A 20659-nucleotide genomic window follows, 5' to 3' on the forward strand; every position below is an offset into this window, starting at 1 on the left:
CCTCATCCCTCTCATCCCCCTCATCTCCCCTCATCCTCCCCATCTCCCCATCACCGTAAATTAGCCAATTAGAGAGATGCCAGTAATTCAGGTTGTCATCTAGGTTGGGAAAGTCGAATAATTTAATTTAGACTGATCATGAATAATCCCACCGCTATTTCCATACCCGAACCACAAATACCCAATCCTCAACCAAACCCACTACCAACTCCCGAACCCGTACCAGGGCCAGCCATTCCCCAACCGCTACCGGGGCCTGTACCGGAACCAGTTCCTGGGCCAATTCCTCAACCAGTTCCTGGGCCAATTCCCCAACCAGTTCCCGGGCCAATCCCTCAAACAATACCTGAACCTGTTTAAATTATCTTTGTAGTCTAATCCAAAATCCCAAATCTAAAATCCAAAATGCTAAGAGCCGGAATTGTCGGACTTCCCAACGTCGGAAAATCTACTTTATTTAATGCCCTAGTCGCTAACGCCAAAGCAGAAGCGGCTAACTTTCCATTTTGCACGATTGAACCGAATGTCGGCGTTGTCGCAGTACCGGATGAGCGGTTAAACGTGCTTTCAAAAATTTCCAGCTCAGTACAAATTATCCCGGCGCGTGTTGAGTTTGTAGATATCGCCGGTTTAGTGAAAGGTGCAAGTCAAGGTGAAGGATTAGGAAATCAATTTCTGTCCCACATCCGCGAAGTTGATGCTATTGTTCATGTGGTGCGCTGTTTTGAAAATGACGATATTATCCACGTTGCTGGTTCAGTTGATCCAGCGCGAGATATCGAAATCATTAATTTAGAGCTAGGTTTAGCAGATTTAGCACAAATTGAACGGCGAATTGATCGCACTCGTAAACTAGCTCGCACCAGCAAAGATGCACAATTTGAAGTAACAGTTTTGGAAAAATTAACTGCTGCTTTAAATGAAGGAAAATCGGTGCGTCAAGTGAGTTTGAATGAAGAAGAAGCAGAAATTATTAAAGGATTAGGACTCCTTACTAATAAACCCATTATCTACGCTGCCAATGTATCTGAAGATGATTTGGCAACGGGTAATGCATTTGTAGAACAAGTCCGGCAAATTGCATCACAAGAAAATGCTCAAGTTGTTATAGTTTCTGCCCAAGTTGAAGCGGAATTAGTAGAATTACCCGAAGAAGACAAAGCTGATTTTCTGGCATCTTTAGGTGTAGAAGAAGGCGGCTTAAAATCTTTGATTCGTGCTACCTATACCCTTTTAGGTTTGCGGACATATTTCACAAGTGGCCCCAAAGAAACCCGCGCTTGGACTATTAACGCCGGAATGTCTGCACCCCAAGCCGCAGGCGTAATTCATAGTGATTTTGAACGAGGATTTATTCGTGCCGAAACCGTTGCTTATAACGATTTGGTAGCTACTGGTTCATTGAATGCTGCGAAAGAGAAAGGATTAGTACGTAGTGAAGGGAAAGAGTATATTGTACAGGAAGGAGACGTGATGTTATTCAGGTTTAACGTATAGGAAAAGATGAAAAATTAAAAATTAAAAATTAAGACCTTTTTAATTTTTAATTTTTATTTTATCTTCCACCGAAAATGTAGACATACGCACCAAAATTTTCATCATCCGTACCTACAATTACACCACCTTCATTACCAGGAATCAGTTCTATCCCTTCAATTTTATGGAAATCAGAGCGGTAAAGAGGAACAAATTGAGGATTCTGTCGCCATACTATTCTGTTACCATATAATCCTAGATAACCAGCCACATATAATGCTGATTGAAAAGGCCCATCATCTCCAGCATCATTTGCTGAACTCATGTATACAATCCCAACTGAGTCTACTTTAATATCTGAAATATGGCGAACATTACCAGATGGAAATGGTACTTTCAGATTTGCAGAACCTATAAGCTTGACTTGAAATTTAACCAGATCAAGCACTCCCCAGTAAACTCTTGCTGGTTGTTGTCCGTCACCTCGATGTGCCCAAATAGCAACTAATTTGCCATCTATATCTTGTAAACCAAATGCTTCAAAATTACTTCCTTCAATAATTCCTGGTAGATTAAATTCACTAATAACCGAGATAGTCTGATTTGCACGTTCTAATTTAATATAATAAGCTTTTCCAGAACTACTTAAAGCTATAAAAGTAGAGTTTGTCTTTCCTGGAACAGATGTTATAGCCTCTAAATCGACAGGTAATTCTGTGTTAATTTGCCAATTCAAAGGAAAATATTCAACTTTATTTTTATCTTTGATACTAATGATTGCTAGACGACCTTGGTTTTTCTTGTTGTCATGGACAATGAGAAAATCTTGACAATTACTTTGCTGTTCTAAAAGAGATATACCACTGATACCGAAATTGATACCACCACGTACAGGATACCAATCTTTTGCCCCAGCTTGCTGGGATATAAATAATAATATCCCCAACACTACTATATTTATAATTAACTTGGTTAACTGAACTTTATTAGGCATATTAACTGAATATAAATGCAGTCGTAAATTAATGTCCGATTTTAACTTACAAAACAGATTTTTAATCAAAAGTCAGCTTTAATGCCATATCAGCAGGTGTATTAAGCACATACTCATTCCAGAAACGCTACTAATTTCCTTATGGACTAAAGCTTTTGAGCTTTAGACAGCAGACCAGATCATACTAGACCTCAAATCGTCTGAAATTTTTGATGTAATTGATTATAATTTTGATCAACTTGCTATTGACATATATTGTCATATAGGATGTTATATGCAAGGAATGATACCAATTCAAGGAGGATAATGTAGGTAATTTGAGAGTGTGAAGGGAGTAATTAGTTGAGGTTTATATAGATATTTAAGGTATATATGAAGTTTTTTTTTGGCATTGAACATGAAGTCGCTTTTCTAAACAAGGAAGGCAAGTTTGCAGATTTTTCTCACACAAAATTTGCTGATTTCCAGCAAATTGTCGAAAGGTTACCCACATATCCTAATGATTATATTCAACTGCGTGTGGGTGATGCTGGTATTAAAAAGAAGAGGTGGTACATAGAAGGATTTGAAAGATTTGCTGATTCTGACAAGCCAATTGATTGTCTACCTAAAGGCATCGAAATTAGGACAACCATACACTCTAATATTGAAGCTGCTATTAGCGAATTATCAGAAAGTTTTCGCTTACTATGCGAGGTGGCTACTGATTTTGGCTTTTCACCAGTTCTAACCAGTTTTAATCCTTACAATCAAATTTTTGAACCTCAACCTCCCTTAAATGATTATGAAATTAGACAGCTACAGGCATACCCTGACGAACAAACTGCCAATATTTACATGGTGACATACGGCCCAGATTTAAACATTTCTGTGGCAGATTTATCTATTGAACGTGTGATTGATATTGGCAGAAAATTAACTTATTACAGCCCATATATTGTTCCTTTTAGTTATAGTTCTCCTTTTTATGAAGGAAATTTATGGGATGGTCTGTCAGTACGAACTTTTATTAGAACAGGCAAAAGACCAGCAGCACTAGTTTTTGTTCAGGAACAGAAACAACTGATTAATAGTGTACCTTCATTGACAAAAATAGCACGTATTTCTGCTGAAGTAGGTCGCATAGAATTTAAAGCTTTTGACAGTTGTGATGATTTTTCTATCTATGCGGCATTGCTAGCATTGTTAAAAGGTTTGATTATAGACGAAACTCTGTCAGGTAGAGCAACTATACCCGATGCATCTCTACACCAAATATCAGCTAAAGAAGGCTTTGAAAACGAAGATATTATGACTAATGCTAAAAAAGTTTTGCAAGCATCTGAGGTTGCCCTTGGGAATGATCCAGACATTCAACTATTAACACCATTGAAAGTATTGCTAGCAAAGCGAAAAACAAAATCCCATGAACTAATAGAAATATTTCAACGAGTGGGTTCTATAGAAGGGGCACTAAGGCAAACTTATCAAGTTTAAAAGTTAATCATCTAATCACTTCAAATCCTGCATTGGTAGTCGCGTAGCCCAACCCACTATCAATGATTTTTGGTGCGTTAGGACGCTTTGTCCATAACGCACCTTACCATACTCAAGCCAATGGGGGGCGGGATTTTCAGCGATTTAAAAAAGTGTGCGATCGCTCATACTATGACTCTAGCTGGTTTGAGCTAGCAGGCAAAGCTTTATGTCTACCTCCCGCTCCGTTAGAAGAATCTGGTGGTTGTGAAGGATTTGAGCGACCCGGACGCTTCTTGGAAAATATAGAAGCAGCCAAAGTTTTAACCAGAATGTACAGAATCGGCACTAAAAACAGACTTAAAAACGTCGCCAGCAATAGCCCTCCAAAAAGTGCTGTCCCTAGAGACCAACGGCTACTGGCTCCAGCACCCTCAGAAATCACCAAAGGCAAAAATCCTAACAATGCAGCAAAGGCAGTCATCAGAATCGGTCGTAACCGTTCTTCCCCTGCTTTCACCGCCGCCCGCGTGTAACTCATCCCTTGCTCATGCAGTTGATTGGCAAATTCTACGACTAAAATCGCGTTCTTCGCTGACAGACCAATTAAAGTTACCAAACCCACTTGGCAATAAATATCATTTACCACCTTCGGGAAAAGACTACCTGCCATGAAAATATTCGAGCGTAGCCAAATCGCAGTCATCGCTCCTAAAATTGCTAAGGGAACCGTCAACAAAATAATAATCGGGTCAACGTAGCTTTCATACTGAGCTGCCAACACTAGAAAGACAATAACGATCGCTAAAGCAAAAATCAAGCTTGTAGCTCCTCCAGAAGTCTTTTCTTGGAGATAAGTCCCTGTCCACTCGTAACCAAACCCTTGAGGTAAAATCTCTGCTGCTAACTCCTCCATTGCTTTAATTGCCTGTCCAGAACTAGCACCAGGAGCAGGAGCGCCTTGGATCTTGATTGACCTGTATAAGTTGTAATGTGAGATGGTTTTCGGCCCGACGAAGGGAGTAATTTGAACCAAATTACTTAAGGGAATCATCGCCCCACTCCCAGAGCGGACATACAGCTTGCCAATATCATCAGGATTAGAGCGGAACACACCATCTGCTTGGACATATACGCGGTACTGTCGCTGTCCCTGAACAAAGTTATTCACATACTGCGACCCCAAGTAAGTTTGTAGCGTCCCAAATACATCATTGATATCTACGTTGAGAGCTTTGGCTTGGTTGCGGTTTACCTGAATTTCAAATTGGGGAGTATTAGCAGTGAACTGGGTGAAGACTCGTTGTAAAACAGGCTTTTGATTTGCCGCTGCAATGAACTTTTGAGCAGTGTCAACCAAAGTTTCAATGGGGGCGGTGCCTGTTCTGTCTTGAAGGATAAACTCAAAACCCCCTGTAGTACTTAATCCTCGCACCGGAGGAGCATTGGCAGCGATCGCTCTAGCTTCTGTAATTGTGGCAAGCTTTTTATTAAGCTGCTGAAGTATGCCATACACAGACTGAGATTCTTTAGGTCTTTCCTTCCAAGGTTTGAGGTTGACAAATGCAATCCCCAAATTAGAAGCATTGCCATCGAAACCAAAGCCACTAATCATAAAACTAGCTCTGACTTCTGGAATCGCCGTCACATCCAGCGCAACCTGCTGCATCACAGATTCGGTATACTTCAAAGAAACCCCGTCTGGAGCCTGAACAATCACAAAGAAGTAACCTTGATCTTCCTCTGGAATGAATCCGGTAGGCACTGCTTTGTACATCAAAACCGTTGCTGTTAAACCAGCGATAAAAATCCCAATCACAATTGGTTTGACATGGGTGAGGAAGCTGACAAACCCGACATATCGGCGTGTAAACCAAGCAAATCCTCGATTAAACAGTGTAAAGAACCAACCTAAAGGGCCCTGTGGAGTAGCAGCAGGACGCATCAGAATGGCTGCCATACTCGGAGAGAAGGTTAAGGCATTGAAGGTTGAGATGCCAATGGAAACTGCAACAGTTAACGCAAATTGTTTGTAAACAATGCCAGTAGTGCCTGGAATGAATGCCACTGGAATGAACACAGCCATGAGTACGAGTGAAGTGGCAATGATTGCCCCAGACAACTCTTTCATAGCTTCCACAGCTGCTTGCAAAGGCTTCATGCCTTGCTCCAGCTTGACTGCAACTGCTTCCACCACAATGATGGCATCATCAACGACAATCCCGATCGCCAGTACGAAGCCAAACAAGGTAAGTGTATTAATTTGAAATCCTAAAACAAACAGAGCCGCACATGCACCAACAAGGGAAACGGGGATAGCAACTGTAGGAATAAGTGTAGTGCGCCAGTCTTGCAAAAACACAAAAATGACCAAGACTACTAGGATAATAGCCTCAACCAAGGTGTGCAGTACTTCTTCTAGGGAAATTTCCACAAAAGGAGTAGTGTCAAATGCCAACTGTGCTTTTAGTCCTGGTGGAAACCTCTTGGCTAGCTCAGTTATCTGTTCCTCTACAGCATGGGCAACTTGTAGGGCATTACTTCCAGGAAGCTGATATATCCCCAAACCTACGGCTGGCTTGGGATTATTCCCTGGTATGGTGAACCTAGCATCAGCCAGATAGCTTTCTGCTCCTAGTTCCACTCGCCCCACATCTCTAACCTTAACTAAGGTGCCACTGCCAGCTTCACCCACCTTTAGCACCATGTTCTCAAATTCAGACACATCTTTGAATCGACTGCTAGCCCGCAAAGCAAATTCAAAGTTTTGATTATCCGGTGCTGGTTCCCTACCAATTGCGCCTGCACCTACCTGAATATTTTGCTCCTGAAGGGCAGCTGTCACATCTTGAGGAGTTAGTTGGTATTGGGCAAGTTTATTTGGATCGAGCCACAGACGCATGGCATATTTACGCTCTCCAAAAATGGTGGCTTTTCCTACACCGGGAATTCGTTTTATTTGGTCGAGAATATAAAGGTCAACATAGTTACTGATAAAAATGTTGTCATACTCGTCATTTTCCGGGAAAAATCCATAGACTAGAAGCAGACTGCTCGATGCCGTTTCTACAGTTACACCTGTTCTTTGAATAGTATCTGGTAACTGAGGTGCTGCCAGAGCTTCTTTATTTTGAACGTTGACTTGAGCAATATCACTGTTAGTGTTAGTGGGAAAGGAGACAGTTATATTACTGGCACCATCATTACTAGTGTTAGAAGATATGTAAGACACGTCTTTAACACCATTAATTTGCCGTTCAATAATGTTGGTGACAGTGTTTTCAGTGGTTTGAGCATCTGCACCAATATTGTTAGAGCTAACAGTGATTTGAACTGGGGCCAAGTCTGGTAGCTGAGAAATAGGAAGAATCGGAATACAAATGCTTCCCAACAGCAAAATAATGAATGTACAAACGGTCGTCAAAACAGGACGTTTGATGAAGGTATTGACAAACATAAATTAGGGAATGGGGAATTGGGAATAGGGCATGGGGCATGGGGCATGGGGCATGGGACATGGGAAATAGATTAAGAATTTAACTTTTAGCCTCTACCTTCTGCCTTTGGCCTGTTGACAAATAACAAATGACAAATGCTTTCTACCTTCTGCCTTTTGCTAGTTGACAAATGACAAATAACAACTGACAAATAACAACTGACAACTGACTAATGATTAGATTACTTACATCCAGTTTGTATCGCAGGTTATTTTAAAAGTCCAAGATATACTACTATAACCAAATGGAATAGATTAAAATAACTAAACGGCATGGATGGTAACTTGCGCTTGCTTCGTTATTTTGTTGCCGTGGCTGAAGAGTTGAACTTCACCCGTGCTGCCGAACGATTATATATATCTCAACCAGCATTATCTAAGCAAATTCGCCAATTAGAGCGGGAAATAGGTATTGAACTGCTGCACCGTAGTAGTCGTGATGTGCAACTCACTGCTGCTGGAGAAGCACTTTTGCCTTTAGCCCAGCAACTTCTTCAAGATTGGCAGTTCACCTTGGTGACGGTGCGAGAAGTAGCGGCAAGCCAGGTGCAGAAATTACGCGTTGGTTTTATTTCCAGTATTGGCGGCGAATTCACAAAATCTATCCTGGCAAGGTTTCAAGCTTCACGACCAGGTTGGAAGGTAACGATACGTTTTTTTGAATTGTCAGACCCAACTGCCGGACTACTTTCTGGAAATTCCGATGTTGCTTTATTACGGTTGCCAGTTCCCAAGCAAGAAAAACTATCTACTGAAATTTTATTGATTGAACCAAGATGGCTAGCTTTATCCTGTGACCATCCCTTGGCGCAGCGCGAAGTTTTACAGATGGCAGATTTGGTTAATGAACCGTTTATTGCAGTGCCAGCTGAAACTGGTATATGGCGAGATCATTGGCTAGCAATAAATGAACGTCAAGGGCATCCAGTGATTATTGGTGCAGAAGTCAACAATACCAATGAGGTTATGGAAGCGGTGATTAATGGTCAAGGAGTGGCTCTAGTTTCGGAAACGACTACACGGGTTTATACCTTGTCTGGGCAGACTTTCCGCCCAGTTAAGGATGTCAGCCCCAGCATACTTGCTGTAGCTTGGCGACGAGACTCTTCTAATAATGTGGTTCAAGACTTTGTAAAAGCTTGTCTTGAGGTGAGTGGGAATAGGGCATAGGGCATTGGTTAGTTGTCAGTTGTCAGTGGTCAGTTGTCAGTTGTCAGTGGTCAGTTGTCATTCTCCCCTGTTCCCCTGCACCCCTGCACCCCTGCACCCCTGCTCCCCTGCTCCCCCATCTCCCCTACTGACCTTCTTCCGGCTCTTGAATTGCTTTACTTGGGGGAATCTGTTCAATGGGAATCAGTGTTTCCAGTACAGATTTAACAATTGGTGCAGCTACAGTGGAACCGTAAGCATTTTCTCCTTTTGGCTCGTCAACTAATGCAAACACTACATAGCGGGGTGATTCCACTGGTAAAATGGCCACAAAGCTTGTAATTCTAGCACCAGGGATGTAACCACCGTTAGGGCTAGCTTTTTGGGCTGTACCAGTTTTGCCAGCAATGCGATATCCAGGAATTTGTGAAAATTTGCCAGTTCCTTCATTAACCACAGTTTCCATCATTTCCACTACCTTTTGAGTTGTAGTAGTTGAGAAAATTTGGCGTGGTGTTGGATAAGTGGGTGTGTAATGCATCTGTCCTTTGCTGTCAATCAGTCCCCGGACTACATGGGGTGTGACCAATTTACCACCGTTGGCTAAAGCTCCGTGCATTTGTACTAGTTGTAATGGTGTTAAGGAAAAACCTTGACCAAAGGAAGTGGTGGCTGGCTCAATGGGAGATGCAATAAATTCTTCTTGACTTTTGAGCCGACCGCGAACTTCAAAGGGTAAATCTGTGTCAACGGTTTGCCCCAGACCCAAGCGTTCTAGCCAGTTGTAGTAGACTGAAGGGCGCAATCTTTGAATGATTTGTACCATACCAATGTTGCTAGAATTTTGCAGAATCTGAGCAATGTTGATCCGCCCATAACCGTTGTGTTCAGCATTTCTAATGGTGTAATTGGCGACTTGGATCGCACCAGGGTCATTAAATACATCATCTGGTTTGATGACACCATTTTCCAGTGCGATCGCTACATTCACAGGCTTAAAAGTTGATCCTGGTTCATAGAGATCGGCTACTGTCCAGTTTTTGAACAGTGAGATATCCGCTTTAGAATATTCATTGGGGTTATAAGTAGGCTGAGAAACCAAAGCCAGCAAGGAACCATCTAGGGCATCCATGACAATTACTGCCCCACGTTTAGCGCGAAATTTCTCCATTTGCTCTTTGAGAGCATTGCGGGCAGCGCGTTGCAGGCGACTATCGATAGTTAGTTGCAGTTGTAGGTCATCAAAATGGAGAAAGCCTTCAGGTGCATGATCTGGCATTAATGTACCGTTACCCGCCCGACTGAGCTTGACTGTTTGCACAGAACGTTCTAGTAACTTCTCTTGACTATATTCCACGCCTGCCTGACCACGACGGTCAAGATTTACGTAGCCGACTACATCAGCAGCCAAATCCTCTGGCGGGTAGAATCGTGAGTATTTTTGAATTAACTCTAGACCATTTAAGCGTAATCGGGTGATGCGATCGCCAGTTGCTTCTGGGAGGGCAGAGGCAAGTGTGATGCCAGTTTTTTGGCTTTGAAAAATTTTCACTAAGTCAGCAGCATTTTTGTCCAATAAGGGGGCAAGCTGCTCTGCCATTGCTTCATTAGACTTATCAAATAGCTTAGGATGGGCGAATAAAGTATATACTGGGCGGTCAACTGCTAATACATTGCCATTACGGTCTACTACCGGGCGACGAGGCATAAAAGGGCGCAAACTCACCATTTGCTGATTTCGTGCCTTCTGCGTCAGCTTCTGGCCCTGTACTATTTGTAACTGGTATAAATTAATAGCCAGTCCCATGCCAGCGGCAATTAACACGCCCCATACTATGAATAATCGAGATCTGGCCATCGCCATCGGATCTTGATTATGAGAGGCTGGTGTTTCCATCAACTTTTGCCTTGATGGCTTTTGCCGTCTTGTAAATGCTGGATTTTGTAACCTTCTAAATCTTAATCTACTTGGTGACTTCTGCATTGGGTTTGTCCTTTGTCAGTTGTCAGTTGTCAGTTGTCAGTTGTGAGCCACTACGAGAGAGGAGGTTTCCACAACGCTTGCTTTACTTGGGGAGCAAGTCGCTTGATGTGACTGGCTATCCCGTAGAGTGAAAACAAAAGCTAATTATTACACCAAATTTGCGAAGGTAGTATTCTTTGAGATTCTTGTAACAGCCTGATAATCTAAAATTTAAAATCCAAAATCTAAAATTGGTATTTAATGATTTTTACTACTGACTACTGACCACTGACTACTGACCTTAATATCCTCGTGGCGAGGAAGTTGGCTGTTGCATTTGGGGATTGGGTGTTGGGCTGGGGGTTGTTGATTGAGTAGTCCCAGATGGTAAACGCAAAAAAATCGTTCTGGCTGGAGTTGGTGATACCAGTCCTGCTGTTGGTTTTTGTGCTTCCTCAGCCATTTTGTTTGTCAATGTTGCATTGGTTGTTGTCAACTGTCGCTCACTCAGTCGCAGGCTGTCCAGTCTGCGTAAGTCCTGACTCCAAAGTTGCCGGGAATAGACTGTCCAACCATAAACAACCAAAGTTGCTACCACCAACAAAAACGCTACAACTGAGGTATAACGATGTGACTTATACAACCACAGCAACCACAGAGGTGATGCTGTAGAACTAGGCATTGTAGGCAGACTCACAGAGCTAGTCTTGGAAATTTTTGGCATAGCACTTGACTTGCCTGGGAGGTTAGAAACTTGTTGGCTATCCAACTGTGACACCCCACTAGTGACTGCAACCGATGAATCTTTTGCAGAACGCCGTTGGTTTTGGGAGCGAATCGCTGGGGTTTGGGCAGCAAGTGTGTTGTCATTTTGCACGGCTGACCCTAGACGCCCAAAAAGGCGCTTCTTGGACGGGGTGGTAGAATCTCGCCGGAACCGGGTACTAGTTACAGAAACAGCTGATTTGCGAGCAGCAGCCATAAGTTTTTTAAGTAGGAAAATACTGTATTTTAAACTAATTGTCTGTTTTTGCTAAGGTTAAAATTGTCTTTTGTGCGATCGCTACACATAACACCCTACACTGTTTCAAGTGTTCTGATAGCTAGCTACATCATTGTTTGCATCATCTGGGTATTGCAGTGCTTGCAATTCAGTAGATAGTAATTTAGACAGCCTGCTGATTCGGGTATTGCCTCTAAGTATGGCAACGCAATAGGTCAAGGGCCAAGAGTCTATGAAAAACTCCATGCCACTTGCGACCCTAGAATTTTTGGGCATGAGGAACTCATACCAAGTCGCATTCAGAGATAGTAGCTTAGGGAACTCTTGAGCAGAGGGGAAGAAATCGTACTACTTCAAACTGCAACTTAGTATCAATACCCCTCTAGGGATCAGGGGCGACGGACAATGGAAGAGCCACTGCTTTTGAGGTAGCCACTTCAGGAGCCTGACCTGAAAGGGTGTAACTCTCCATGCCTATTCGGCATGGAGTTGCAAAGGCAATTTTCAATGGAAATATGACAATGTTTGATATCATATATAGATTTGTCGCCCTACTTGGTAATTTACATTCGCTGATTAAGTTACTTTGCTCGTAAATCAGAAATTGCAGAAAATCATTATCGTATCGCATAATAACTAATCCAAAAAAAAACAACCTCAAGTATTGTTTTTAGATATGTCATCGGTTGACATTTAAAAAATCACGACAAATAGGTTATCGTATTCAACAGGCGAAATATTTTTATTGCCACAATTTGGTGAAAGAGGAGTTATGAGAACAAAGATCTTTGGTTTAGCGCTGATATTAAGTCTGGCTGGCGCTCTCGGAGCCTGTGAAAGTAGTTCCACTGGGCCTAGTACTACTACCACTACAACTCCAGCCGCTGGTGAACCGACTGATGCTGGGTCTCCAGCTACTACCCCGACTACTACTCCGGCGGCTACTACCCCGGCTACTCCGGCTACTACTCCGGCTGCTAGCCCTACTAAAAAACCCTAAATCATCGGTCTCATATCACACTGAAAACAGGTTAGTGATAGTGCTGCTCAGTATGTAGCTTAGGTTGATTAGTTGTACACTAATGTCAAAGTATCCTCTTATCAGTGGATAAAAGCCTTAAGCTTGCTAAAGTATCCGTTAATTAGAGCAGCAAGTAGAGGACACTTGTGAAGACGGTCTTGTCCGTAAGCAAGTGTCCAACTAGAAACTAAGAAAACTTTGTTTCAAGACTTAACTACTAGTCCGCTAAAGTCTTTTCGACAGGTAGGGAAAGCGCAAGGGGCAAAGGAAAAGGGTTTTAATCCTTTCCCCTTGAACAAGCATCTCTTTAAATTACCTGCACCTGCCACTTGTGTAGTGGATTACTAGTTGATTGTGGAAATTTCACCCCTTGTAGGTAAATGATTTCCCGCTGTGAATATTTGAGATTGCTGAAGCTATTGAGTTTTGCAAGACAAAAAAATACATAATGATCACTGGCAACTGCTTTTAACCATTGGCTTTAGTCTCTCCCTCATGTGGAAAAGTAACTGGGTAAAATGGCTGAGCTTTGCCAGATTTTTGTTGGGAAATTTGCTCTTTAAACGTAGAAGGCAGGGGATGACTGATGACTGATGAACGTCAGTTTGCTCAAGTCGGGAAACCCTTCCTGTGCAACTGGCTCCTGATGACTGATGAACGCCAGTCGCCTCAACGGGGGGAACCCCCGCACGGCGCTGGCTCCTGATGACTGATGACTGTGAACAATGGAATATTTTTTTACTTGAAAGTCCCTAATTAAGCGGATTTGATATGAGGGGGATAACTCCTAATTCCTAACTCCGTGTCTCAGCACTCACCATTCAGTAACGATTTGTGGAGATGGGGATAATGAGAAGGAGAAAACGAATATTGTTTTTGGTTTTAAGTTTCAGTACTGGTATTTGGGTGTGGTTGAGTAGTCATTGGGGAACACAGGTAATGGCATTACCACCACCAGAGGATACACCGGAAGAAATATTGCGAACAGAGATTATTGTAGACGCGCGATCGCCTATTGATGGCAAACCCTTGAACGCTGCTGAGTATTTAGAATTACAAGAGCAACTGCAACAAGCACCACGACCGACACTGAATAGCAAAATCCGCGAACAGGTTTTTCTATTACGGATACGTAAGACCTTGCTTCAGCTTTTTCCATTTTTAGATTTGTGACAAAGGAGGCAGTGGTCAGTTGTCAGTGGTCAGTTATCAGTTGTCAGTGGTCATTAGTTATTTTCCCAATGCCCCATGACGCCATTTGCTTCAAGTCTGGCGACCGAACGCAGTGACTCCCCCATGCCCCATTCCCAATTCCCAATTTCCAACAAGACAACACAGGCGACAAAATTGCAAATAAATGTAAAGAATATATATAGATATTAGAAAAACACATTTAGTCAATCATCATATTTCACGTAGGTAGCTTCATGTCCATGACTACAATCGCCCCTGAACAAGTAAACTGCATCGTTTGGAATCAACATTCCGATCCCTTTGAAATACTCGGTTCTCATCCCATAGAGCAAAATGGCAAAAATGTCTGGGCTGTGCGAGCCTACCTACCGGATGCTAGTGCAGCCTGGGTAATCCTTCCTGAGCAAAGGCAGGAATACCCGATGCAGAGTGTACATCATCCCCATTTTTTTGAATGTACGATTGAAGCAGCAGAACTAACAAATTACCAGTTACGGATTAAAGAAGGGGAACATGAGCGTGTTACTTATGACCCTTATGCTTTCCGTTCTCCTCGCCTGACAGACTTTGATTTACATTTATTCAGTGAAGGAAACCACCACCGGATTTACGAAAAATTGGGAGCGCATCCCACACAAGTAGACGGCATTCCAGGCGTTTACTTTGCTGTTTGGGCACCTAATGCCCGTAATGTTTCCCTGCTGGGAGATTTTAACCAATGGGATGGACGTAAACACCAAATGCGTAAAGGCCCAACAGGTGTTTGGGAATTATTTATTCCTGAATTAAAAGTGGGAGACCATTACAAATACGAAATCAAAAATAATCAAGGACACATTTACGAAAAAAGTGACCCCTACGGTTTTCAGCAAGAACCCCGCCCTAAAACAGCATCTATTGTTAGTGACTTAGATAGTTACTCTTGGAATGATGAAGACTGGTTAGAAAAGCGGCGACATACTGACCCTTTAACTCAACCGATCTCAGTCTACGAAGTACATTTAGGCTCTTGGCTACATGCTGCTAGTGCGGAACCTGCGAAATTGCCTAATGGTGAAACTGAACCTGTGGTAGTTGTTTCCGAACTCAAGCCAGGGGCACGTTTTCTCACCTACCGGGAATTGGCAGACCGCCTCATTCCTTACGTCAAAGAATTGGGTTACACCCATGTGGAACTGCTGCCGATCGCAGAGCATCCCTATGATGGATCATGGGGTTATCAAGTCACTGGGTATTATGCCCCTACCTCGCGTTTTGGTAGCCCAGAAGATTTTATGTATTTCGTTGACCAATGTCACCTCAACGGTATTGGTGTAATAGTGGATTGGGTTCCTGGTCATTTCCCTAAAGATGGTCATGGTTTAGCTTTCTTTGATGGTACTCACCTCTACGAACATGCTGATTCTCGTAAAGGCGAACACAAAGAATGGGGTACTTTGGTGTTTAACTATAGTCGCCATGAAGTTCGCAATTTCCTAGTGGCAAATGCGCTTTTCTGGTTTGACAAGTACCACATTGATGGTATGCGTGTTGATGCTGTTGCTTCCATGCTTTACCTTGACTATTGCCGCAAAAATGGAGAATGGCTGCCAAACCAGTACGGTGGTAGAGAAAACTTAGAAGCAGCAGATTTCTTACGTCAGACAAATCACCTCATTTTCAGCTATTTCCCTGGCGTTGTCTCAATTGCTGAAGAATCTACTTCTTGGCCGATGGTATCTTGGCCGACCTACACAGGCGGACTCGGCTTTAACATGAAGTGGAATATGGGCTGGATGCACGATATGCTCGACTACTTCAGCATGGATCCTTGGTTCCGCCAGTTCCATCAAAACAATGTCACCTTTAGTATGTGGTATAACCACAGTGAAAACTTCATGCTGGCTCTGTCTCACGATGAAGTGGTGCATGGCAAGAGCCATATTATCGGCAAAATGCCGGGGGATAGATGGCAGAAGTTTGCTAATGTGCGTTGTTTGTTTACTTATATGTTTGCTCACCCAGGCAAGAAAACCATGTTTATGAGCATGGAATTTGGGCAGTGGAGTGAGTGGAATGCTTGGGCAGACTTAGAGTGGCATTTATTACAACATGAACCTCATCAACAGTTGAAGAAGTTTTTCCAAGATTTGAATCATCTCTACCGTAGTGAACCAGCTTTATATACTCAAGATTTTGCCCAAGCTGGTTTTGAGTGGATTGATTGTAGCGATAATCGCCATAGTGTAGTTTCGTTCATTCGCCGCGATAAGGATTCTGATGATTTTGTAGTTGTGGTTTGCAATTTTACACCACAACCCCATTCTCACTACCGTATTGGTGTACCTGAACAAGGATTTTATACCGAGTTGTTTAATAGCGATGCTCGCCAGTATGGTGGCAGTAATATGGGCAACTTAGGCGGTAAGTGGGCAGACCAATGGTCACTGCATAATCGTCCTTATTCCCTGGATTTGTGTTTACCACCTTTGGGTGTGTTGATTCTGAAATTAGATCGGAAGAAAACAGCTGAGGCGTTGCAAGGTTAATTGAGAGGGTGGGCATAGTCCCACCCTTAATTTTTCAGCGATCGCATTTGTGTTGATGAGGGACAAGCGATCGCTCATCAATATTATTCCTGTTCTAAAATCACGTGAGTTCGATAAACCTCTCCCCAACCCCTCTCCGACGCGGAGAGGAGCTTTGAAATTCTTGGTAAAGAACGAAAAATTGCTGTTGTTTTAAATTCCAGAAATTTGCGGTGTTGACGCTGGCGCGATAACGCACCCCCCTCCCGTAGGTGCGCCTGCGTTGGAGACTCACGTTACTTAACATCGCCCTTGATATTACTTCCGTCGCCCTTGATATTACTTCCGTCGCCCTTGATATTACTTCCGTCGCCCTTGATATTACTTCCGTTAGCCTTGATATTATTTCCGTCGCCTTTGATATTACTTCCGTCGCCCTTGATATTATTTCCGTCGCGTTTTTTGTTAAAACTGCTTTTATTTTTCTGATACTACGGACTACCATTACCTGCCTCACGTATGTGTTTTAGTTCTAACTTTGTACTGATACCAATTCTCTGTAACAATGCGCTTAATAATTACCCCCCGGCTACGCCGTCCCCCCTTACCAAGCTACCGTGTATACACAAATGATCTAATCACTCTAAATCTCGTTTTGTATGGGAGCCAAAGATTTACGGTGCGTTATGGACGATAGTCCATAACGCACCGTACCAAACTGAAATCTTTTGTGGACAAGGTTTTTTTACTTGTGTGTACACCGTAGCCTTACCAAGGAGGGCATGGAAAAGAAGTTGCCAATGCCCTATACCCCAAGCGGCGGGACGGCTATCCTTCTTCACCCACAAGGAGATGGAGTTTATCGCCGCTTTCAATCTTGTTAATAACTATACAAATTTTTGCGGTATTCCCTGAGACAAAACACAGCTTTAGTCAGACAAACTAATTATAGAAACTCCTTTAAGGAATACTTTTATGCCACGTCAAAAACGTACATCTCGGATTCTAGAAAAAGCTCAATTAAGATCCTCCAGTCTCAAAGCCGTTGACCCTAACATGGATTTTGGGGATACTCGCAATTTGCAAAATCTCACACAACTAATTGAACAGTTACGCACAAGAATAGATGCTTATAACACTGCTTTATCTGTGATAGACTCTTCTAAAACCGAGATAGAGAAATTAGAGAAAACCTTAGCAGACCTGACAGACAAGATGCTGTTAGGAGTTGCTTTTAAATACGGCAAAGACAGCGTTGAATATGAAATGGCGGGTGGAGTTCGTAAAAGTGAACGTGTCCGTAGAATCAGAACAGGTCGTTTAAAAGCAGCTGTAGAAAAAATATCTGATGAAAACAGTAAAACTGCGTAAACTAATTTAAGCAGCAGCGATCGCACTTCTTTTATTTATTCATCATCTCTGCAAAAGGGCGATCGCTTGGAGTATTATTTGCACAAGTCAGCACGATCGCACTTCTTCCTACCAATCAAGTAATATATTAAATATCAGCGCTGGCTACTCAACATTTAAAACGCCATGTCAGAAATAGTAGTTGCACCATACGTCACCCTACCACCAACCCAAGCAGAATTACCATACGACGACGGTATCCCAATGGAAAGCCAACGACATAAAATGCAAATGGATCTGTTGATTGATGCTTTAGGTATTTGGTTGGAACAACGAGAAGACGGATATGTAAGCGGTAATATGTTTGTCTACTATAGTCTGGCGCAAGTCAAAAACCAGGATTTTCGAGGCCCTGACTTTTTTGTAGTCTTAGGAGTACCTAAAGTAGAAAGGCGCAGTTGGGTTGTTTGGGAAGAAGGTAAAAGCCCAGATGTAGTTATTGAGTTGCTATCTGAGAGTACCGCCCAAGCTGATAAAAATGAGAAAAAGCTGATTTATCAAAATAAGATGCGCGTACCAGAATATTTCTGGTTTGATCCTTTTAATCCTGAAGATTGGGCTGGTTTCTTTCTTGGGGGTTTAGTTTATCAACCAATAATACCAAACGCTGAGAATCAATTAGTAAGTCAAGTATTAGGATTATCATTGGTACGTTGGCAAGGTAATTACAAAGGTGTTGAAACAACTTGGTTACGCTGGGCATCTTTGGAAGGAATATTGTTGCCAACTGCCGAAGAAATTGCCAAACAAGAAAGTCAACGTGCAGAACAAGAAAGTCAACGTGCAGAACAAGAAAGTCAACGTGCAGAACAAGAAAGTCAACGTGCAGAAAGAGCAGAATTGCAATTGAAACAAACAGCGCGTAACTTACTTCAGTCAGGTATGACTGTACAACAAGTAGCTGATATCACGGGTTTGTCTGAATCAGAAATAAACAACAACTGATACCATTTTGGGTTTTATACCGATTTAAATAATCTTTGTGATACATGGATTAACTGTAGGGGTGTACAGCTGTACGACCCTATAAGATATCTGTTGCATTCTTTTTTCAAATTGGTATTAAATTTTAGATTTTGGCTTGTTAAAGAGTTATGCATCATATCTCTTGGTGCGTTAAGCGTTGCTATAACGCACCCTACAATTGAAGGTTGACTAAATCAAAAATAAATAACAACTGACAACTAACAACTAACAACTAACAACTGACAATTCATCAAAAATACCGTTGCAATAAACCAACAATTACTTCCGGTAATTCCAGATGAGGCAAGACTCCGGCATCTGCGATCGCATAAAAATATCGAATTGCACTTATATTTAAATTAGCCAAGCGTCGCCCTAGTTTGACGCTGGTAAATTGTGCCTTTTCTCCCCAAAATATCACAGTGGAAATTTGCAATTGTTGAATGTACAAAGCTAAATCAAAATAAAGATCGCCTCGCAAAAAAGCTAAAGCGGCAAATTTAGCATTTGGCTGTTGTGCAGAAGTTAAATAAGCCTCTACCATTTCTTGAGAAACTCGTTCTGGTTTAGCAAACAGAAAACTTTGTAAAAAGTTTCTTACTGCCAATTCGTTTTCAGCACCAAGAGCATAAATTAAATTATCCAACACAGGGGTATTGATTACCGATAGTGGAAGTCTGCGCCCAGCACCTTGGCCAAAATCATCAAACCCAGAAGGACAAACCAAAAAGAGTTCTTGGAATAATTCAGGTTGAATGATAGCTAGACGGATAGTTAAAGCAGCCGTTAACGAAGAAGCTACCACCGTTACAGGTTCGCGGCAAGTTTGAGTGATAAACTCTGCGATCGCACTCAGATAGTCTTTAACTGTATAATCTCGCACAGGATGGGCAGATTCTCCCCAACCGATTAAATCTGGGGCTAAAATCCGGTGCGTAGAGGCAAAAGCCGGATAAACCTTAGACCATTCATAAGCTGAAGCCCCGCCACCAAAGTTGTGGAGAAACACTAGTGTCGGTAAACCTTCAGTAGCTGCATTTAACCAGGGTGCATCTGTCTGGGTATAGTAAACCATTTTTCCCAGAGATGTATTAATGACTTTATGCCCAAAGCCAGAAGGTTGAAACTGAAGCATAATTAATTGGGAATTAGGAATTGGGAATTGGGAATTGGGAATTGGGAATTGGGAATTGGGAATTGGGAATTAGGAATTGGGAATTGGGAATTAGGAATTGGGAATTGGGAATGGGGAATTGTTATTAGTTATTTCTCCCCTGCTCCCCTGCTCCCCATCTCCCTCATCTCCCTCATCCCCCTCATCTTCCCTGCTCCCCTGCTTTCTTGTCTCCTGTGATTTGAACAAGTTGATCGAGATTATCGCCGCTGATGTGATAAGCTGCTCCAAAACCAATGACAAAACGACCTGCATTAGGAGTTAGCCGAAAAATCCGAAAGTCAGTCAAGCCGCGTAAAACTTCAATGATTTCACCAAAACGTTCTTGAAATTGTTCAACAATTTGATTCCAAGTTGCAGTTTCACGTTCTATGAGAGTAGCTGTACAATCAAAACTCAAACGGCGACGAGCAAAAATTTGCTCAGTCTTAGCTTCATCCTCAATCAACAAAACACTAACATGAGGATTAACTTGAATATTTTGGGTGTGGGTCGAAAGTCCACTGACATAAATGTAGATATTCTTAGAATCATCCATCACAAAAGGAGCGTAGCTAGCATCCGGTATTCCTTCTTGATTGATGGTACTAATAATTACACTGCCTAATTCTTGCGGAAAACTTTCGTACTCAGCTTGAGCTTTTTCAAGTTGGTTCATAATAAGTCAATAACTGTTTGATTAATAGCTCATTCTTAAGTATCGTAACGTTTGTTAGTTGTCAGTTGTCAGTTGTCAGTTGTTATTTCTCCCTTATCTCCCTCATCTCGCCCTGCTCCCCAGCTCCCCTGCTCCCCTGTGCCCCTAATCCCCACTCCCTTTCGGTCGTGGGGGCCCCGAGTTCCCCTGCTCC

General features: G+C 42.4%; 15 protein-coding genes. 9 read left to right on the plus strand and 6 right to left on the minus strand.

All coding sequences use genetic code 11. From position 1 onward, the window contains the following. Window positions 1–138 precede the first annotated feature (138 nt). Together I8748_RS24175 and ychF are read left to right on the plus strand one after the other, a co-directional pair. On the plus strand, window positions 139–360 hold the full coding sequence (locus I8748_RS24175) for a hypothetical protein (RefSeq protein WP_198127081.1): 222 nt from the start codon (window positions 139–141) through the stop codon (window positions 358–360). 45 nt (window positions 361–405) lie between these two features. Beyond that, a complete protein-coding gene (gene ychF / locus I8748_RS24180; protein ID WP_198127082.1) occupies window positions 406–1497 on the plus strand; it encodes a redox-regulated ATPase YchF in 1092 nt (363 codons plus the stop codon). Window positions 1498–1555: 58 nt separating this feature from the next. Here the strand turns inward: ychF and I8748_RS24185 are convergent, their stop codons facing one another. Further along, entirely contained in the window at window positions 1556–2470 is a 915-nt protein-coding gene (locus tag I8748_RS24185) for a hypothetical protein (protein ID WP_198127083.1), read from the minus strand. A gap of 372 nt (window positions 2471–2842) precedes the next feature. Between I8748_RS24185 and I8748_RS24190 the strand changes: the two genes are divergently transcribed. Further along, on the plus strand, window positions 2843–3946 hold the full coding sequence (locus I8748_RS24190; RefSeq protein WP_198127084.1) for a glutamate--cysteine ligase: 1104 nt from the start codon (window positions 2843–2845) through the stop codon (window positions 3944–3946). 169 nt (window positions 3947–4115) lie between these two features. On the opposite strand, the gene I8748_RS24195 is transcribed toward I8748_RS24190, so the two are convergent. Continuing rightward, window positions 4116–7382, minus strand: a complete 3267-nt coding sequence (locus tag I8748_RS24195) for an efflux RND transporter permease subunit (protein WP_198127085.1) — start codon at window positions 7380–7382, stop codon at window positions 4116–4118. A gap of 312 nt (window positions 7383–7694) precedes the next feature. Here I8748_RS24195 and I8748_RS24200 point away from each other — a divergent pair, with 312 nt between their 5' ends. Beyond that, window positions 7695–8591: a LysR family transcriptional regulator gene (locus I8748_RS24200; RefSeq protein ID WP_198127086.1), complete on the plus strand. Its 897-nt coding sequence runs from the start codon at window positions 7695–7697 to the stop codon at window positions 8589–8591. Window positions 8592–8715: 124 nt separating this feature from the next. On the opposite strand, the gene I8748_RS24205 is transcribed toward I8748_RS24200, so the two are convergent. Both I8748_RS24205 and I8748_RS24210 read right to left on the minus strand, forming a co-directional pair. After that, entirely contained in the window at window positions 8716–10554 is a 1839-nt protein-coding gene (locus tag I8748_RS24205) for a peptidoglycan D,D-transpeptidase FtsI family protein (RefSeq protein WP_198127087.1), read from the minus strand. Window positions 10555–10834: 280 nt separating this feature from the next. Beyond that, a complete protein-coding gene (locus I8748_RS24210; RefSeq protein ID WP_198127088.1) occupies window positions 10835–11515 on the minus strand; it encodes a hypothetical protein in 681 nt (226 codons plus the stop codon). Between the two features lie 793 nt (window positions 11516–12308). Here I8748_RS24210 and I8748_RS24215 point away from each other — a divergent pair. The 5 genes from I8748_RS24215 to I8748_RS24235 all read left to right on the plus strand — a co-directional run bounded on the left by I8748_RS24215 (window position 12309) and on the right by I8748_RS24235 (window position 18613). After that, window positions 12309–12536: a hypothetical protein gene (locus I8748_RS24215; protein ID WP_198127089.1), complete on the plus strand. Its 228-nt coding sequence runs from the start codon at window positions 12309–12311 to the stop codon at window positions 12534–12536. Window positions 12537–13406: 870 nt separating this feature from the next. Next, window positions 13407–13730 (plus strand): hypothetical protein, encoded by a 324-nt coding sequence (locus I8748_RS24220; RefSeq protein WP_404800360.1) that lies wholly within the window; start codon window positions 13407–13409, stop codon window positions 13728–13730. A gap of 254 nt (window positions 13731–13984) precedes the next feature. After that, window positions 13985–16279: a 1,4-alpha-glucan branching enzyme gene (gene glgB / locus I8748_RS24225; RefSeq protein WP_225896532.1), complete on the plus strand. Its 2295-nt coding sequence runs from the start codon at window positions 13985–13987 to the stop codon at window positions 16277–16279. A gap of 954 nt (window positions 16280–17233) precedes the next feature. Then, window positions 17234–17629: a hypothetical protein gene (locus tag I8748_RS24230; protein ID WP_198127092.1), complete on the plus strand. Its 396-nt coding sequence runs from the start codon at window positions 17234–17236 to the stop codon at window positions 17627–17629. Window positions 17630–17794: 165 nt separating this feature from the next. Continuing rightward, window positions 17795–18613: a Uma2 family endonuclease gene (locus I8748_RS24235; protein ID WP_198127093.1), complete on the plus strand. Its 819-nt coding sequence runs from the start codon at window positions 17795–17797 to the stop codon at window positions 18611–18613. A 271-nt stretch (window positions 18614–18884) separates the two neighbouring features. Here I8748_RS24235 and I8748_RS24240 read toward each other — a convergent pair whose 3' ends face one another. Continuing rightward, window positions 18885–19769: an alpha/beta fold hydrolase gene (locus tag I8748_RS24240; protein WP_198127094.1), complete on the minus strand. Its 885-nt coding sequence runs from the start codon at window positions 19767–19769 to the stop codon at window positions 18885–18887. A 181-nt stretch (window positions 19770–19950) separates the two neighbouring features. After that, window positions 19951–20466 (minus strand): HugZ family pyridoxamine 5'-phosphate oxidase, encoded by a 516-nt coding sequence (locus I8748_RS24245; RefSeq protein ID WP_198127095.1) that lies wholly within the window; start codon window positions 20464–20466, stop codon window positions 19951–19953. Between the last annotated feature and the right edge of the window lie 193 nt (window positions 20467–20659).

Origin of the sequence: Amazonocrinis nigriterrae CENA67 (assembly GCF_016056305.1) — a bacterium.
Taxonomy (GTDB): Bacteria; Cyanobacteriota; Cyanobacteriia; order Cyanobacteriales; family Nostocaceae; genus Amazonocrinis; species Amazonocrinis nigriterrae.

What these genes read in the sequence shown, in the direction of transcription:
- I8748_RS24175 (WP_198127081.1), top strand. Translation starts at nt 139, where the DNA reads ATGAATAATCCCACCGCTATTTCCATACCCGAACCACAAATACCCAAT.
- ychF (WP_198127082.1), top strand. Translation starts at nt 406, where the DNA reads ATGCTAAGAGCCGGAATTGTCGGACTTCCCAACGTCGGAAAATCTACT.
- I8748_RS24185 (WP_198127083.1), bottom strand. Translation starts at nt 2,470, where the DNA reads ATGCCTAATAAAGTTCAGTTAACCAAGTTAATTATAAATATAGTAGTG.
- I8748_RS24190 (WP_198127084.1), top strand. Translation starts at nt 2,843, where the DNA reads ATGAAGTTTTTTTTTGGCATTGAACATGAAGTCGCTTTTCTAAACAAG.
- I8748_RS24195 (WP_198127085.1), bottom strand. Translation starts at nt 7,382, where the DNA reads ATGTTTGTCAATACCTTCATCAAACGTCCTGTTTTGACGACCGTTTGT.
- I8748_RS24200 (WP_198127086.1), top strand. Translation starts at nt 7,695, where the DNA reads ATGGATGGTAACTTGCGCTTGCTTCGTTATTTTGTTGCCGTGGCTGAA.
- I8748_RS24205 (WP_198127087.1), bottom strand. Translation starts at nt 10,554, where the DNA reads ATGCAGAAGTCACCAAGTAGATTAAGATTTAGAAGGTTACAAAATCCA.
- I8748_RS24210 (WP_198127088.1), bottom strand. Translation starts at nt 11,515, where the DNA reads ATGGCTGCTGCTCGCAAATCAGCTGTTTCTGTAACTAGTACCCGGTTC.
- I8748_RS24215 (WP_198127089.1), top strand. Translation starts at nt 12,309, where the DNA reads ATGAGAACAAAGATCTTTGGTTTAGCGCTGATATTAAGTCTGGCTGGC.
- I8748_RS24220 (WP_404800360.1), top strand. Translation starts at nt 13,407, where the DNA reads ATGAGAAGGAGAAAACGAATATTGTTTTTGGTTTTAAGTTTCAGTACT.
- glgB (WP_225896532.1), top strand. Translation starts at nt 13,985, where the DNA reads ATGTCCATGACTACAATCGCCCCTGAACAAGTAAACTGCATCGTTTGG.
- I8748_RS24230 (WP_198127092.1), top strand. Translation starts at nt 17,234, where the DNA reads ATGCCACGTCAAAAACGTACATCTCGGATTCTAGAAAAAGCTCAATTA.
- I8748_RS24235 (WP_198127093.1), top strand. Translation starts at nt 17,795, where the DNA reads ATGTCAGAAATAGTAGTTGCACCATACGTCACCCTACCACCAACCCAA.
- I8748_RS24240 (WP_198127094.1), bottom strand. Translation starts at nt 19,769, where the DNA reads ATGCTTCAGTTTCAACCTTCTGGCTTTGGGCATAAAGTCATTAATACA.
- I8748_RS24245 (WP_198127095.1), bottom strand. Translation starts at nt 20,466, where the DNA reads ATGAACCAACTTGAAAAAGCTCAAGCTGAGTACGAAAGTTTTCCGCAA.